Origin of the sequence: Salinigranum halophilum (genome assembly GCF_007004735.1) — an archaeon.
Taxonomy (GTDB): Archaea; Halobacteriota; Halobacteria; order Halobacteriales; family Haloferacaceae; genus Salinigranum; species Salinigranum halophilum.
The window spans coordinates 714,947-729,428 of record NZ_SSNL01000004.1; the positions used below are offsets into that span (position 1 = coordinate 714,947).

General features: G+C 64.6%; 13 protein-coding genes. 6 read left to right on the forward strand and 7 right to left on the reverse strand.

Annotation, left to right across the window (positions count from 1 at the left end; genetic code table 11):
• Positions 1 to 48: 48 nt before the first annotated feature.
• From E6N53_RS12090 to E6N53_RS12100, 3 genes are all read right to left on the reverse strand, one after another.
• Positions 49 to 1,074 carry a DUF1616 domain-containing protein gene (locus E6N53_RS12090; RefSeq protein ID WP_142859602.1) on the reverse strand — a complete coding sequence of 342 codons (1,026 nt, stop codon included), beginning with the start codon at positions 1,072 to 1,074 and terminating at the stop codon, positions 49 to 51.
• An 88-nt stretch (positions 1,075 to 1,162) separates the two neighbouring features.
• On the reverse strand, positions 1,163 to 3,382 hold the full coding sequence (locus E6N53_RS12095) for a DUF4129 domain-containing protein (RefSeq protein ID WP_142859604.1): 2,220 nt from the start codon (positions 3,380 to 3,382) through the stop codon (positions 1,163 to 1,165).
• 66 nt (positions 3,383 to 3,448) lie between these two features.
• On the reverse strand, positions 3,449 to 3,790 hold the full coding sequence (locus E6N53_RS12100; protein ID WP_142859606.1) for a HalOD1 output domain-containing protein: 342 nt from the start codon (positions 3,788 to 3,790) through the stop codon (positions 3,449 to 3,451).
• A 126-nt stretch (positions 3,791 to 3,916) separates the two neighbouring features.
• Between E6N53_RS12100 and E6N53_RS12105 the strand changes: the two genes are divergently transcribed.
• The 5 genes from E6N53_RS12105 to E6N53_RS12125 all read left to right on the forward strand — a co-directional run bounded on the left by E6N53_RS12105 (position 3,917) and on the right by E6N53_RS12125 (position 7,689).
• A complete protein-coding gene (locus tag E6N53_RS12105; protein ID WP_161596554.1) occupies positions 3,917 to 5,386 on the forward strand; it encodes a DUF58 domain-containing protein in 1,470 nt (489 codons plus the stop codon).
• An 87-nt stretch (positions 5,387 to 5,473) separates the two neighbouring features.
• A complete protein-coding gene (locus E6N53_RS12110; RefSeq protein ID WP_142859610.1) occupies positions 5,474 to 5,947 on the forward strand; it encodes a DUF8163 family membrane protein in 474 nt (157 codons plus the stop codon).
• Entirely contained in the window at positions 5,944 to 6,963 is a 1,020-nt protein-coding gene (locus tag E6N53_RS12115) for a DUF7982 domain-containing protein (protein WP_142859612.1), read from the forward strand. The genes E6N53_RS12110 and E6N53_RS12115 overlap by 4 nt, the downstream gene beginning before the upstream one ends.
• Before the next feature lie 175 nt (positions 6,964 to 7,138).
• Positions 7,139 to 7,474, forward strand: a complete 336-nt coding sequence (locus E6N53_RS12120) for a hypothetical protein (protein ID WP_142859614.1) — start codon at positions 7,139 to 7,141, stop codon at positions 7,472 to 7,474.
• A complete protein-coding gene (locus E6N53_RS12125; RefSeq protein WP_142859616.1) occupies positions 7,459 to 7,689 on the forward strand; it encodes a hypothetical protein in 231 nt (76 codons plus the stop codon). The genes E6N53_RS12120 and E6N53_RS12125 overlap by 16 nt, the downstream gene beginning before the upstream one ends.
• Before the next feature lie 248 nt (positions 7,690 to 7,937).
• On the opposite strand, the gene E6N53_RS12130 is transcribed toward E6N53_RS12125, so the two are convergent.
• The 3 genes from E6N53_RS12130 to E6N53_RS20745 form a co-directional block, all read right to left on the reverse strand.
• Positions 7,938 to 9,005, reverse strand: coding sequence for a DUF4350 domain-containing protein (locus tag E6N53_RS12130; RefSeq protein WP_142859618.1), 1,068 nt, complete (start codon positions 9,003 to 9,005; stop codon positions 7,938 to 7,940).
• A 3-nt stretch (positions 9,006 to 9,008) separates the two neighbouring features.
• Positions 9,009 to 9,281: a DUF8044 family membrane protein gene (locus E6N53_RS12135; protein ID WP_136592369.1), complete on the reverse strand. Its 273-nt coding sequence runs from the start codon at positions 9,279 to 9,281 to the stop codon at positions 9,009 to 9,011.
• 848 nt (positions 9,282 to 10,129) lie between these two features.
• On the reverse strand, positions 10,130 to 11,164 hold the full coding sequence (locus E6N53_RS20745; RefSeq protein WP_161596555.1) for a hypothetical protein: 1,035 nt from the start codon (positions 11,162 to 11,164) through the stop codon (positions 10,130 to 10,132).
• 216 nt (positions 11,165 to 11,380) lie between these two features.
• On the opposite strand from E6N53_RS20745, the gene E6N53_RS12150 reads away from it, so the two are divergent.
• Positions 11,381 to 13,399: a PGF-pre-PGF domain-containing protein gene (locus E6N53_RS12150; protein WP_142859628.1), complete on the forward strand. Its 2,019-nt coding sequence runs from the start codon at positions 11,381 to 11,383 to the stop codon at positions 13,397 to 13,399.
• 895 nt (positions 13,400 to 14,294) lie between these two features.
• Here the strand turns inward: E6N53_RS12150 and E6N53_RS12155 are convergent.
• On the reverse strand, positions 14,295 to 14,482 hold a 188-nt coding region (locus E6N53_RS12155), incomplete at its 5' end, for a hypothetical protein (RefSeq protein WP_201741135.1).

Consider the following 14,482-nt stretch of genomic DNA (forward strand, 5'->3'; position numbering starts at 1 on the left):
CCGCGGCGGGACGCGAGCGGTGCGGGGTCGTTCCATCGAGAGGCATGGTCACGCTTGCTCCTGGCCCTGCCCCGGTGCGGTGACGTTGACCCAGAGGTGGAGCTCGCGGTACGCGTTCTCCGTCGTCGGTGTCGCGGGCGGGGCTCCCTGGTACAACATATACGTCAGCCGAAGCCGTTCGCCCGTCAGCTCGGGCGTCACCGAGTGCTGGCGCTGCCAGGTCTCGTTGTGTGCGGTCTCCACCTCGAACGTCCGTAACCGCTCCCGGTCGAGTATCCGCGTCGAGTTGTTCTCCACCTCGACGTCGTGGAGTTCGGCGACGACCGTGTACGACTGCTGGCGGTGTTCTTGATTGCCCACGCCGACGACGAGCGGCGTCGACTCACCGGCGACGAGGTCTGTCGGGTAGCCGTCGGCGACCAGTTCGCCGTCTTCGCCCTCGGTCAGGAGGTAGAACTCGGTGAACGCTTCACCCTGTTTCGGGACGGCCACCGCGTAGCCGACGCTACTGACGGCCAACACGAGCGAGATCACGAGGATGACGTTCAGTGCGCCGTCAGTGCGCGTCTCCGGTTCGAGTAGCTCCGTCTTCCCCGCCTGGAGCCACGCACGCCACGGGACGGCGAACCGCTCCTCTGTGGGGAGTTCGAGTCGCCGGCGCGTGGCGACAGCCGTGAGCACGAGGACGAGCGCCGTGAGCGACACCACGATCGGCACGAGACGGATTCCGAACGGCGTGAAGTTGAGGACGAGCCCGACGAGCGGGACGACGGCGATCGACACGCCGAACGAGAGTGCGACGCGTTCGAGGCCGGTGATTCCGGAGCTGTCGAGTTCGTCGTCCGCGGTCGAGTCCGACCCTGCCTCGGGGAACAGCGCTGCGACGAGCGCGTACCCCGGGACGAACAGGACGAACGGCAGGCCGAGCACGACCCGAAGCGGCGTGTCTCGGACCACGGGGAGGAACACCGCGCCGGCGGTCAAGAGCGTGAGTCCGACGAGTGCGGCGAGGTCTGCGGGAACGCGGCGAAGCCACGGCGGTGCCAGGAGGCTCCACCGGACGTCGTCATCCATACCCCCACCGAATTGGTCACGGAACAAAAGTGAGTCGGTCGCTCTACCACACCCGATACTCGGGTGTAGACCGGCCGATGTGAGCCCCTCAGTCGTCGCCGGGTGCGGCCGACGTGGCCTGGCCGTCGGTCTCGACGAGCGACCGCGCGGCCGCAATCGCGCGCTCGGCGACAGCCGTCGAGGGGTCGTCGGAGCCGTATCGCGCCGCCTCGTACGCCTCGGTGAGGGTGCGCAACAGGTCGGCGTCGGTCCCCGCAGCGAGACACGCGTCGAAGAACTGCCAGTGTGTCCGACCACGCTTGTCCACGAGTCGTGCGGTGAGCGCGCGGCGAGCCGCGGCGTACGCGTCGATGACGGCATCGTCGGTCGTGCCAGCTTCGAGGGCGACCATCGCCGAGGCGAGGAGGTCGCGAGGTGCCGGACCCGACACGGTCTGTTCGGTCGAGCCAGTACCTGTGGTGCGTACTGTCGTGTCAACAGCGCCGACAGGGGTGACAGTCGTGGTGTCGCGGCGACGACGGAGCACGCCAACCGCTCCCAAGCCGACGACGCCGAGCACGAGGCTGCTCACGATTAGCCCGACCGGCGTGGTGAGCGCCGCGAGCGGGTCAGACCGAAGCAGCGCGACGAACTCCTCGACGGCGGCACCGAAACCCTCGAGGACGCCGGAGGTCGATGCATTGGACTCGTCGGGCGTTGTCGCCTCGGCGTCCGAGTCGCTCGGGAGGTCCACCGACGCCTCCGCGGACGCGAGGTTCGTTCCCTCGCCGTCGAACGTCACCTGTGCGAGACCGCTCTCGCCGTCGACGCGAACGACGTACGCCCCCTGCGCGTCGGTTCGTGCCGTTCCGACCCGGTCACCGGCGACGGTGACGACGATTCGCTGGTCGGCGACGGGTCGTCCCGCGGCAGTCAGCGTCCCCGAGAGTGCCGTCACGTTCTCCTGGGTCGTTTCGTCGACCGTCGCCGACAGGGCCGTCGGCGTCTCGGTGACCTGAACTGGTGACTGCGCCACGGCGACGTCGACCGCACGGCCACTCGCAGCCGGGCCCACACTGAGCGACTGTGTCCCCGACCGCGAGTTGGCGGGCAACGAACCCTCGAAGACGAACGAGCCGTTCTCGGTCGTCCGGGCCGTCCCCACGCGCACCCCGTCGACACTGACCGCGAGCGGCAGGCCGGCGACGGGTTCGCCGTCGACCGCGAGCGACCCACGGGCTGTGACAGGCTCACCGAACGACGTCTCGGTGCTCACCGTCTCGAGTTCGACGTCGGCAGTCACCGGTTCGATTCGGACCGGAACGGTCGCACGCGAGTCGTTGTAGACGCTCGTGTTCTGTGGGACGTACCGGACCGTGAGGTTCGACGCGTTCGCAGGTACCACCGTCGGGCGGTAGGTGAGCGAGAACTCACCGTTCGCACTCGTGGTGACCCTCGTCGTCTGCCCCTCCACTTCGAGGCTGATTTCGCGGGGCCCGAGCGGCCCGTCCTCGCTCGCGATAGATCCGGTGAGTTCGAACGGCTCGGTGAACGAGCCTTCCTCGTCCGCGACACGGACGGTGAGCGTCGTCGCCACGAACTCCGCGTTCGAGATCTCTGTCCGGTCCTCGTCGATATCAGTCTGGACGGTCTGGATTCGCTCCCGTGCGTCCCCGAGGTCTGCGCCGGACACCTGTTCGAGTTGTCCGTAACTCCCGTTCAGGCGCTCGGACTGCCGTGCCGCCTCACGACCGAGGTCGACGGCCTCGCGCGCTAGTTGCCGCGCACGCGCCTCGTCTCCGTTCTCCCTCGCCTCCTGGTACGCGTCGACGGTCTCACGGAACTCCTCGACGGTCTGACTGTACTCGCGCTGGGTCTCGCGAGTCTCGGTGAACGTCTCCGTTGCCGAGGTCGCGTTGTCGTCGCCGCGCTCACCAGCGACGTCGCCGTACTTCCCGAGCTGGTCGAGGTACTCGTCGCCCAGCACCGACCGCGCCTGGTCGTACTGTTCCTGACTGAGCTGGACCGAACTCTCCGAGAGCCGTTCGGAGAGACGGCTCCCGAGGACGCGCTGGAGGTCGTCGAGACGGTTCTGGGAGTCGACAGCTTCGGGGTTGCGATGACGAACTGAGCTGTTGTTGTACGAAATCGGTGTCGTCTGCTGTGCGTATTCGGACTCCCCGAGCGACACACGGTGGTCGACGGTCGCAGTCGGGCCCTCGTGTCCGGGAGACACATCCGCAGCACTCGCGATGGGACTCGCGACGAGCGCGAGGGTCACGACAAGGACGAGGAGACCCGTCCGAACCGAGAGCGAGGGCTGCAACACTGTCTCACGTTCACCGCGTGGCGTACATGTAAGTTGTCGTTCAGTCAGCCATCGACGAGGGGTGGGTCAAGAGTCGCAGTGAGAGAGCGAATCGCCCTCGTCACTCGGACTGATGTCCAGATGCGCCAGCGTCTCGTCTGTCGCGGGGTCCGCGCTGATTGTGGTCTGCTCGCCGCTGTCGATGTGGACGACGGAGTCGGAGTACTCGAAAGAGACCACGAGCGATCGAGCCGCGACCGGACCGCCCCCGGACGTCTCTGGCGCGCAGAACGACTCGAGTGCGTCCACGTCGACCGAATCCGACAGGGGTGGGAGCGCCAGCGGCTCACACGATTCGACGTCCGAGACCACGTCCGTAATCGCGACGACGAGTGATTCAACAGAGAGCTGATCGACCGTCTCACTCATTCTACATTACTGTGTGAAGACATAACTCAAATAACATACGGTACACGTGCTTCCACATACCAGATAGAGACCGCCAGCCGTGAGAGACCGCATCATCTAATGCCCCACGGGGGTGAACGGAGTGTAATGCGGCCGACACGGCGGTGGTGGTCGATCGCGGCAGTCGGAGCCGTGTTGCTCGCGATTTCGCTCGTCGGGAATCGGTTCGTCCCACTCGTCGGCGCCAGCGTCCTCGGTGCGTACTGTCTCGTCACGGCCGCGCGCGCGGTGTCGACCATCACGACGGCCGACGACAGTCTCGCGGTCGACGTCGACGCGACTCCCGGCCGTGTCCCAGCAGGGAGTGAGACGACAGTCACAGTCACGGCCACCCTCGACGCCCCGGTCGACCATCCCGTGACGGTCGACTACACGTTCCCGGCCAGTGTCGACGCTGCGCCGCAGTCGCTGACGATCACGCCCGGCGAGCGCCGCGCCCACGCGACCTGTGCACCGTCGTTTCCCGTTGCCGGTCGGTTCTCGTTTCCCGACCTGACCGTGACGTACGAGAGCCCAGACGGACTGTTCACACAGCGCGTCCCGCGCGATGAACAGGTCTCGGTGACCGCCGAGGCGCAGGGCACGGGTGATATCCACGTCGGAGCCGGTGGTGACACTCTCAGAGGGATGTTCGGAAGCCATCAAGAGGAGAGTCAGGGTACGCGTGGTGACGACTTCGCCGACCTCCGGGAGTACCAGCCCACCGACTCGGTGCGGCGAATCGACTGGAAGACGACGGCGAGACTCGACACCCCTCACGTCCGTGAGTACGAGGCCGAACGCGAGCAGCTCACGCGGCTGGTCCTCGACGCGCGCTCGACACTTACAGCGGGAGATTCGGCACGGACGAAACTCGACTACCTCCGGGAGGTCGCACTCAGCATCCTCCGCAATACGGAGCGATCTGACGACCCCGTCGCGCTCACGATTGTCGACGACAACGGAATCAGAACGATAACCGACGCAGCGAGCACCGTCGACCACTACCGACGGCTTCGTGAGACACTCCTCGCACTCGGTAGCGAGCAACAGACGCGACACCGGCGTACAGTCACTGCTGAGACGGGCCCCGCCGATGCACAGGCGGCATCCACCCAGCTCACTGCGCGGACCGGTCCGCTCACGACGTTCGAGCTGACGCTGATGCCTTACTTTTCACGGACAGGTAGTTACGTCGCGCAGGTGTCTGCGGACCCACTCTTCACCGCCGTCCAGCAGCACGTCGGCGAGGTATCGAGCGGGACCTGGACGGTCCTCCTCACCGACGACACCGAACGCGGACGGGTCGTCGAGACGATGAAACTCGCTACCCGCGGGAGCCACCGAGCGACTGCGTTCGTTACACCCAGCGTCCTCTTCGAGCCCCGCGGTGTGTCCGACGTCGAGTCGGCGTACGAGCGCCTCGTCGATTTCGAGGAGTTCCGGAAGCGAATCCACAGGATTCCGCGCGCGAACGCCTATGAAGTCGCTCCTGACGGTCGCCTCCGAGCCGTCCTCGCGCAGGGTAGCGAACGGGGTCGGCAACAGACCCGTAGACGACGGTCAGCAGACGACTGACCACGCCGTGGGTTGAGCGCGAATCGACTGGGTCATCGGGTGCTGAACCGGGACGCATTTACTATCGGATGTGTATCCGGAAGACGAATGTCGTCTCGCACATCGACGGTCACCCAGCGCGGTCGACTCGCCCTCCTTGCGGTCGCCCTCGGCGTGAGTGGCGGGGCCCTCTTTCTCGAAGCCGGCCGACTCGGTGCCCTCGTCGCCGTCGTCAGCGTCGCCATCGCTGTCGGTACGACGGGTATCGTCGGGGTCGCCGTCCTCCACTTGGCACTCGTTGCGTTGCCGACTCCTCTGAGTATTGTCGGGCTCGTCCTCGTCGAGGCGGCTGCGTGCTTCCTGCTCGTCGCCGAGACACCGGTATCGCACCGACTCGTGACGGGCGCGCTCTTCGTGCCGATCTCGGTCTGGCTCGCCGTCGCGGTGGTCACCCTCGCCGAACGAACCAGCCTCGCGACGGGGGCCACTGTCCTCATCGGGACCGTCGCCGTCGGGACCTATCTGGTCCATCGATACGCGCGCGTCCGACTCGGCCTCGCCGCAGGTGAACTCGACGCATGAGTGAGAACAATCGACAGGAGCCTCGCTCGACCAACGGTGTCGGCGAGGCCGACGCACCAGCATCGACAACGGAGCGCGACGGAGTGACCGATGACACGGCCATCCTCCGGGCCCGTCTCAAGCGGCTCGAAGAGGAGAACGACCGCCTCCGCGAGCGGTACGCCGGCGTCCGAGAGACGCGTTACAGACGCACCGCGCTCGGCCTCGCCGCCGTCGGTGTCGTGTTCGGTCTCACGGGGGTCGTCGTCACCGCCGTGCAGGACGTGCTGTTCGCCATCGCCGCGGCGGGTCTCTTCGGGGCCGTGCTCACACGGTTTCTCACCCCCGAGCAGTTCATCCCGCTCGACATCGGGGAGGGAACCTACGCCGCGCTGGCCGACAACGAATCCGCACTGGCGGACCAACTCGGGCTCTCGTCGAAGCGGGTCTACCTCTCGACACCACAGGGACCCCGTCTGTTCGTCCCCGAACTGGCGGAGTACGACCGTACCCTCCTCGAGGAGGACGCGTTCGACAGACCGCTCGTCGTGAACGACACGGCCTCGCGGTCCGGTGCGGCGTTCCGACCGACGGCCGAACCGCTCCTGCGCGCGTTCGAAGAACAGTACCGCAGCGACCTCCCGTCCACCCCTGCGGAGGCCGCCGCCACCATCCGAGAGGGGGTGACTGACGCGCTCGAACTCGCGGGTGCCGTGGAGGTCGACCTCGATGCCGCGGACGGCCGCGTCACCTTCGCGGTCGACGACCCGCTGTACGGCGACCTGACCGGGTTCGACCACCCCATCAGTTCGTTCCTCGGGGCCGGTCTCGGCCGAGCACTCGGTGTGCCCATCGAGGTAGACGTCGTCGTGACCGAACGCGACCAGCAGGCCACCGCGCTCGTGACGTGTCGGTGGGACCCCGAGGCACTCGCGAGCGACGCTGACGCCGATGGCGACGCCGACGCCGACGAATCAGAGTCGGAATCGAAGACGGACCCACAGACTGACGACGTCGCCGCTGTCGACACCGAATAGGCGAGAGGGGTCCCCGACTGACGCGGCCGATTGCGGACGGCAACTGTCGCTTCGACGAGCCCCGCGGGAATTGTTTTCCTGACTGCAATTGAACACGTGTGTCGAAACAGCGGTGCAGTCGACGACGGGGCGAACGCGCGGGAAACCGAGTCGCGAGGAGACGGCGGGCCAGCGGATGCAGCGCGTGTCGCCTCGCGAGGACTCTCCGCTCCGAACGCTCCGGCGGCAGCCGGGGAACGGGGCGATTCGACGGCTCGTGAAACGTGGCGTGGGTCCGACGCTGAATATCGACGACCCGGGCGACCGATACGAGCACGAGGCCGACCGTGTGGCCACGCAGGTGATGCATGGGCGTGAACGCGCTACCAAGACAGAGGCGTGGGTGCTGACGGCGACGGCCTTGCTGTACTTCCACGGCCACCAGTACAGAGCGCCAGACGTGTTCGCAAACGGCACGCAGACGAAGTTCATTGACCTGCGCTTGCGAGCGAGGGCGTGTTCGACCGCGTGAAGCTCATCGTGAGCACGTCGTGTGCGACCTGCTGCGAGGAGGTGATCGAAACGTTCACACCGATCTTCCCCAGCGCCGTCGTCCTCAGTTACCGGAAGTCGACTCCGCTCCGAGGGGAGGTCGTGCGAGGCGATTTCGACAGGCGAATCCGCGTGCTGAATCGCCCGCCCCTGCTGGACGAATCAGTCGACGTCGACGCGATCATCGACGTGTGAAAGTCGGTTGTCAAGCACCACCACCTCAACGAGAGTCGTCGGCTCCCTGGCTACTACCAGAACGGGACCGTCCACTACCTGGAGTCGGGGACGTGGAAGTCGATCCCGGCCACCGACCCGGCGAACACCTGTCGGAAGAAGGGCTCACAGATCCAAGCGGCCTCCCACTGAGATGATCGCGGCTGATCTCTCGCTCGACGAGGAGTGAAGCTCGTCGTTTACCGAACAGGGACAAATCCCCCCGCGGTTTATCGGACGGACGAGTCCTCGTCCTCGTGGCTCGTCTCGTCAGAGACGAGACTCCAGATTATACTCTGTGCGCGTGTCTCGTCCCACTCGGGGTGTTCCTGACGAACGTACGCGAACAGTGAGTCCTCATCAACGGACTGCTGCTCGTCGTTACCGTACCACGAACGGGTTGGAAGTCCCGTGCGCGCGAGATATGTGACGAGGACGACCCCGATTATGCCGAGGCCTGAGAGGGCGAGAGGCGTGCGCTGGAGCCACAGGAGTGCCGCCCGAACCGGTGGTTGACTCCCCGCATGTGAGTAATCGAGGAGGATGCGGTCAGCGTCTCCGATCACGTTCGTAAAGAACGCAGCGTTCGATGCCCGCGACTGCATTGCGTTGATGAACACGCTCGGGTCGCTCACCGCGATAACGGTCCCCTCACTGACGGGCTCGGCGCCAACAACCGGAAACGTCTGAAGCGTCTCGTTGTCGTCGACTTCTCCGTCGTCGTCGCCGTCGAGATACGCGAACTCAGAGGTCCGGACCGCGACTGTCGCGCTCGTCGTATTCGTGAGAACGGTGCCACGGTTCAGCATGATTGCGTCGACATCACGTGTGTAAGGTGAGTCAGAGACGTTCGTCGCGAGCGGCATGTCGACTGTCGGACCATGGTGGCGTTGATCGGCGACGATGCGGCCATCGAAGCGCATGTCAGCTCCGAGGGCAGAGAGCAATCGGTTTCCACCGTCACCGACGTCCTCCGCAATGATAACAGTGCCACCACGTTCTACGAACGTACGGATACGGACGAGCTCGGCACGTGAGTACGATTCAGTTGGCGCAAGAACGAGAGCGACAGTCTCCGAACCGGCACTATCGTAGGCCGTCGTTTCGGTAGCCACCTCGACGGGTGCCCCCGTCTCAGCAGCGGCCGTCCGAACCCCAGAGGAGCCGTCCCATGCGGCGTTGAACGTACCGAACGCCTGGGAAGAAGTACTACCCGCGAACGCGAGCGCAAGCAGGCCGACGACGACAAGCCCAATCAGGAACACTTGCGGTATCGAGAGATCATCAAGGGGTCTCATACGTCAGAACACCCCCGGCGGAAGTATTTCGAGAATGCGTTGTATCACGACGTACGCAAAGCCAACAAGACCCACGAGGATCACCCAGCGAAGACGTCGTTGCCAGGTCGGCGTGACGCGAAACGGCATCGTCAGCGCAGTCACGACGAGGAGCCCGATAAGTGAGATGACGAAGAACAGCTCGTACGAGAACGAGTCGAGGAGCACGAGCACAAAGAGCGCAGCCACTATCCACGCGAACTGGCCGACGAGGAACCGGTCACGGCGGGGATACATCAGACTGTCCCAATGGTGGGACCGCGACTCACATAAATTCAAGCAGATAGTCTCACCTGTCGATTCCGCATGGAGAGAGGTCACACTCCCGATACGTCCCACTTCAGGGCCGGTGCACGTCCTCGAACCGAAGTCGGCTTTGTGTCGTGCGCGAGGTTCTCAGTGGATGCTTCCTTGGGCACATGCGGCGTTCGGCTACCTCATCTATCATTGGTACACGGCACGGGCAGACACTCACACCCACCCGACCGGGCTCTCGGCACTATTACTCGTCTTCGGGACGCAGGTTCCCGATATCGTCGATAAACTGCTCGCGTGGACGTTCGATGTTCTTCCATTGGGGCGCAGCTTGGGTCATTCGGTGTTTACACTGCTACTTATCTGTGGACTCCTGTACGCACTCTTTGACGGGGCGCGCGAGACGGAACTGTTTGCTTTCGCGACCGGATACACATCTCCTCGGTGACGGTGTGACTCCGACAGTCACAGGAGAGTTCACCCAGCTCGGCTATCTCTTTTGGCCCCTCACCTCGGCCCCACTTGACGATTACCAGATGACTTTCATCGAATTTTTCATGACCCTCGAACCATCTGGTTGGTTCCTGTTCGGACTCGGTCTTACCGGAGTCGGCCTCGTTGTCTGGGCACGTGACGGCTGCCCAGGCGCGACCAACGTCTTGGTACCGTTCGTCGTCGCGCGTGGGTCGAAGCGGAACCGGTGAGGAGACCCCTGAGAATAGAACGCCACCACGACATTAAACTAGTATATCTGATATTAAATGAGTACCAGGTACTGCAGGGTTGGAGATGACAATCGAAAACCGAGGCGACGCGGTGTCAGGTCCTATTCAGCGACGCAGCCGCCTGATGAGTCCCGCCACGAGGAGGAGCGCCAAGAGGAGCGGGACCGCACCGAGCGGCGCGGACGTCTCCGTTGTCGGTTCCTCCGTCGGTTCGGCCGTCGCTTCAGCAGTCGAGGCTGCCGAATCGCCCGATGAGTCGTCAGAGGTCGGCGTGGGCGTCTCGGTCGAGGTCGGCGTCTCGGTTGGCGTCTCGGTCGGGGTCGGCGTCGCGGTTGGCGTTGCCGTCGGCGTCTCCGTCGACTCGTCGCTGCTGTCGGCCCCACCAGCACCACCGACTCCGCCACTGCCACCATTGGTCTCGTCGCTGGGGTCGACCTCGAGCGAGGTGGAGTCGGACAGTCCCAAGAATACCCGCTCGCCGTCGAGTTCGTCCGCCCCGCGGACGAAGATGTAGGTGTTGTACTCACCCTCGTCAGGGACCGAGATGGTCCCGGAGTACTCGTTCGACCCGTCAGCGGAGAGTTCCTCGAGAACGACGATATCCTCGGACGACGTCTCGGCAACGGCCACCTCGACGGCGTCCACGGACGGTCCGCTCGTCTCTTGCGTCAACTGCGCGGACACGTCGAACGACGCGCCGGCTTCGGCCGTCGACGGAATCGTCGATGACACGTCGTACTTCTTGACGACGACGGGCAGCAGCGCCTGGACGTTGCCGTCGGCGAAGACGACGGCGAAGTACGTTCCGGGCGTGAGCGACGACGTCGAGAACGTCACGCGGTCGTTTCCAGTCGCTTCGGCGTCGTCGACGAACTCACGGTCACTGTTGCGGAGTTCGACGGCGTAGGACACACCGGACGGGCCAGTCGTGTCCAGTTCGAGGGTCTGCCCTTGTGAGACACGCGCCGACTCACTCACCTCGAAGTCGCCGCCTCCGACGCTCACGGTGCGGTCGGGCGTGTCCACCGCGCTCGGTGAACTCAGTTCGTACGTCGCCGCCCCGACGGTGAGTGGCACCACGCCGGCGGCGAGCACCGAGACGATTACGAGACAGACGGCTACACGCGAACGAGAGAACATTTCGGTTCCACGTGCGCTGACAACTTTCAAGAAACTTTCGAGGGAGGACGAACGTGTACTCTCTTTATTAAATTTCACTCGTTTGTGGTAGTCCTCCCGAGACGAACGTCCGACTGGTTCTCGAGACCGGCAGATACACGACTCCTCGTCAGTCAACTCGACAGATTCGCCGCCTAGAGCATAACACATATGTGACGGCACGAAAGACTGTTCGGCATGGTAGATGAGTCATCGCGACAACTATTCGTGATTGCTGTGTCCGTCCTGGTCGTCACCGGGATGATTCCAGCCGTCACGGCAGGGGCGTTCGCCCCGGAACAGACAGACCCTCGAGCGGCGATCTCGGGGCCAGACTTCGTCGACGCATCGGACGACATCGAAGTGTGGAACCGAGCGCCGTTCCCACTCCGGACGAACCCGGAGCGGAACGCTGATACGGTGATCAAGAACGTCGACCCGTTCGTCGAGGTCACGGAGTACGACGCCGGACGAGTCAGGCTCAACAAGGACAAGGTCGCCGTCTACGACGACGAGGCGGAGATCCAGCTCCAGTTCCAGAGTGGGCTCGGCTACCAGACGAGTTCGTTCCAGGGACAGGACGTCCAGCTCGTCGCCGCACACATCGAAGAGGACACTGAAGCGGCTCGGGACCTCTTCGCGTCGCGGTCGACCCTCACGACCGACAGCGCGCTCGACCTCCTCACGAGAGACAACGTCAACGACAACGTCCACTTCGACCTCGTCGAGGACTACGGCACGCTCGACAGTAACGGCGAGATCGTCGAGACGTACGACCTCGGCGACGAGGACCGCGGCGCGGGCTTCTACGTGTTCTTCCTCGTCCAGGACTACCAGGGAAGCAACAGCTGGGGTGTCACCGACCGTGGCTTCGAGGAGTCCAGCGGTGACCTGAACATCGAGAACAAGAGTCGTGTCCTCGGTGTCGACACGGCGACCGTACACCAGCAGCCCGCCGAAGCCAGCCCCGGCAGTAACACGTACGCGGCAGGTGAGGACATCACCTTCGACGTCGACGCGCGACAGGACGACGGTGACGTCACTCACGCGATCGTCGTCTACAACCGGCGGAACTTCGAGAACAAAGACGTCACCCTCACCGTCGACGGCGACCTGAACAGCCTGTCGGCGGACGACGTGACCATCGAGCGTGAGATCGCAGACGTCAACGGCGTCGCGACGATCTCGGGGTCGCCCAACGTCTTCGGTCTTGGGGACATCCAGGACGGCCGGAGCTCGGGACTCATCTCGGGCGGACAACTCATCGACTTCGTCGCCGAGCAGGCGAACTCGGACGCACCACTCGACGAGACGACTGACGACGCCGTGACGCTCGACGCCTCCGTCACGGTCGTCGAGGGAGGAGACACCGGGCAAGTGACGGTCGAGACCCTCGAGAACTGGTCGACCGGCCGCTACGGCTACCTCTACGTGGCCACGGGCGAGAACTCCCGGGAGATCACGACGACTCGCGGTGAGCTGACGATTACGCCCGAGCAGAGTCAGGGCGGGAACATGGACAACGGCCGCTTCGCGCTCTCGCGGGTCTCCGACGACGTCTCGGACTTCAGCATCGACTTCGGTCCGGGCGCGAGTGGGGAGGTCCGCGTCAGCCAGCAGTCCTCGCCCGGGCAGGACGTCCCGGCGGTGAACGGCCCGGACCCCATCTACCTCGACATCGAGGTGTCGCAGGAACTCCAGAACCGCGAGTCGACCATCGAGGCGACGGTCACGAAGTCCCGCCTCGGCGACCTCGACCCTGACGAGGTGTCGCTGTGGCACTTCACGGACGGCGAGTGGGCCGAACTCGAGACGGAAATCGCCTCCGAGAACGCGACGCACGTGACTTACACGGCCACGACCGACGGGTTCTCGCCGTTCGCGTTCGCTGAGAGCGCGGCGGCAGACGAGCGCGAAGACTCGGACGACGATGGGATGGCCGGTGGTGGCGAGCTGCCGACCGACGAGCCGACGCCGGAGTCCACGTCGACTGAGGCAGCACCGACTGAGACGGCCGCACCGGAGACGGCCGCACCGGAAACGGCTGAACCGACTGCGACCGCAGAACCTGCTCAGACTGATATGGCGACGGCCCAGCCCGAACAGACGGCAACGCCGACGACGACCGACACGCAGTTCCCCGGCCTCGGGGTGACGGTCACGCTCGTCGCGTTCGTCTTCGCCGTGCTGTTCGGACTTCGGCGCCGACAGCGCTGACGACAGCGCTGCACCACGCTGTTTCATCTACCCTCTCCACGTTCTCAGCGGCTCAGCAACAGAACAGATGATGAGCCCGTATCAGGATTCCAGCTTGGTCAAGGCCATCGTAACTCCACACTGATGACATCCTCCCCCGCGTAACCGGGGGGTTTCCCCATCCGCGCTCGGGGGCGAACCGGCTAGCGCACCACTGAAAACGGTGCGCGGGACTCCGAGTCGTCCGACGAGGGCAGATCAACCCGGTTGCGCGGGGATCTCGGTTCGTGCGCGATTCATCGACCCCGCGAGAGGTGTGTCGTCTTCAGCGTCCGTTCGGACGCGGTATCCGCTTGCACCGTGCATCCTCGTCGTCGATAACGGAGTCGGGGGATGCCCCCGGACGCTGATTTCTCCGTATCCGGGCACGGACCCTGCTATCGACCTGCTGCCCTGTGAGCCACGGTGGACAGGCCTGATCGCGGGAGGCTCGCGTTTTTGATGCTCGCCTTTCAGTGGGTCGCCGGTGGACGTGCGTCCGGTCGAAGGTATGTTATCGATTCTGCCGACGGAGGGAACACCAACTTATCGCCAATTTTCCGCGTTGAGTCGCCGGAAAACCGACCCCGACCAGCATAAACCGTGGTTCGTGGCGGAAGTGGTCGGATTCACGCCCGTCCTGACTGGCGGGATTCTCTCCGTGAATCCGGTCGTCGGAGAGTCCGGACACGCTTCAACGATCAAGACAATAGACAGGTATTGGAGACGGCCTGTGGGCTACGTCCCCGAGAGGAAGTTACCTTGGAGTGGCTTGGCGCGAAACCGGTTGGGTCAGACCCTCCGCAGTTAGACCGTTCCCCCGTATCCGCCCTCCCCGAATTTGAATTCGCCGAAGTCGTCGTTTTCATCGGGGGTGTTAGTTGGTTCGGGTGTCGGCGTTGATGTTGGGGTGGGAGTGGGTGTCTCGGTTGGGTCGGGTGTCGGCGTTGATGTCGGGGTGGGAGTCGGTTCGGGTGTCGGCGTTGATGTCGGGGTGGGAGTGGATGTCTCGGTTGGGTCGGGTGTCGGCGTTGATGTCGGGGTGGGAGTGGATGTCTCGGTTGG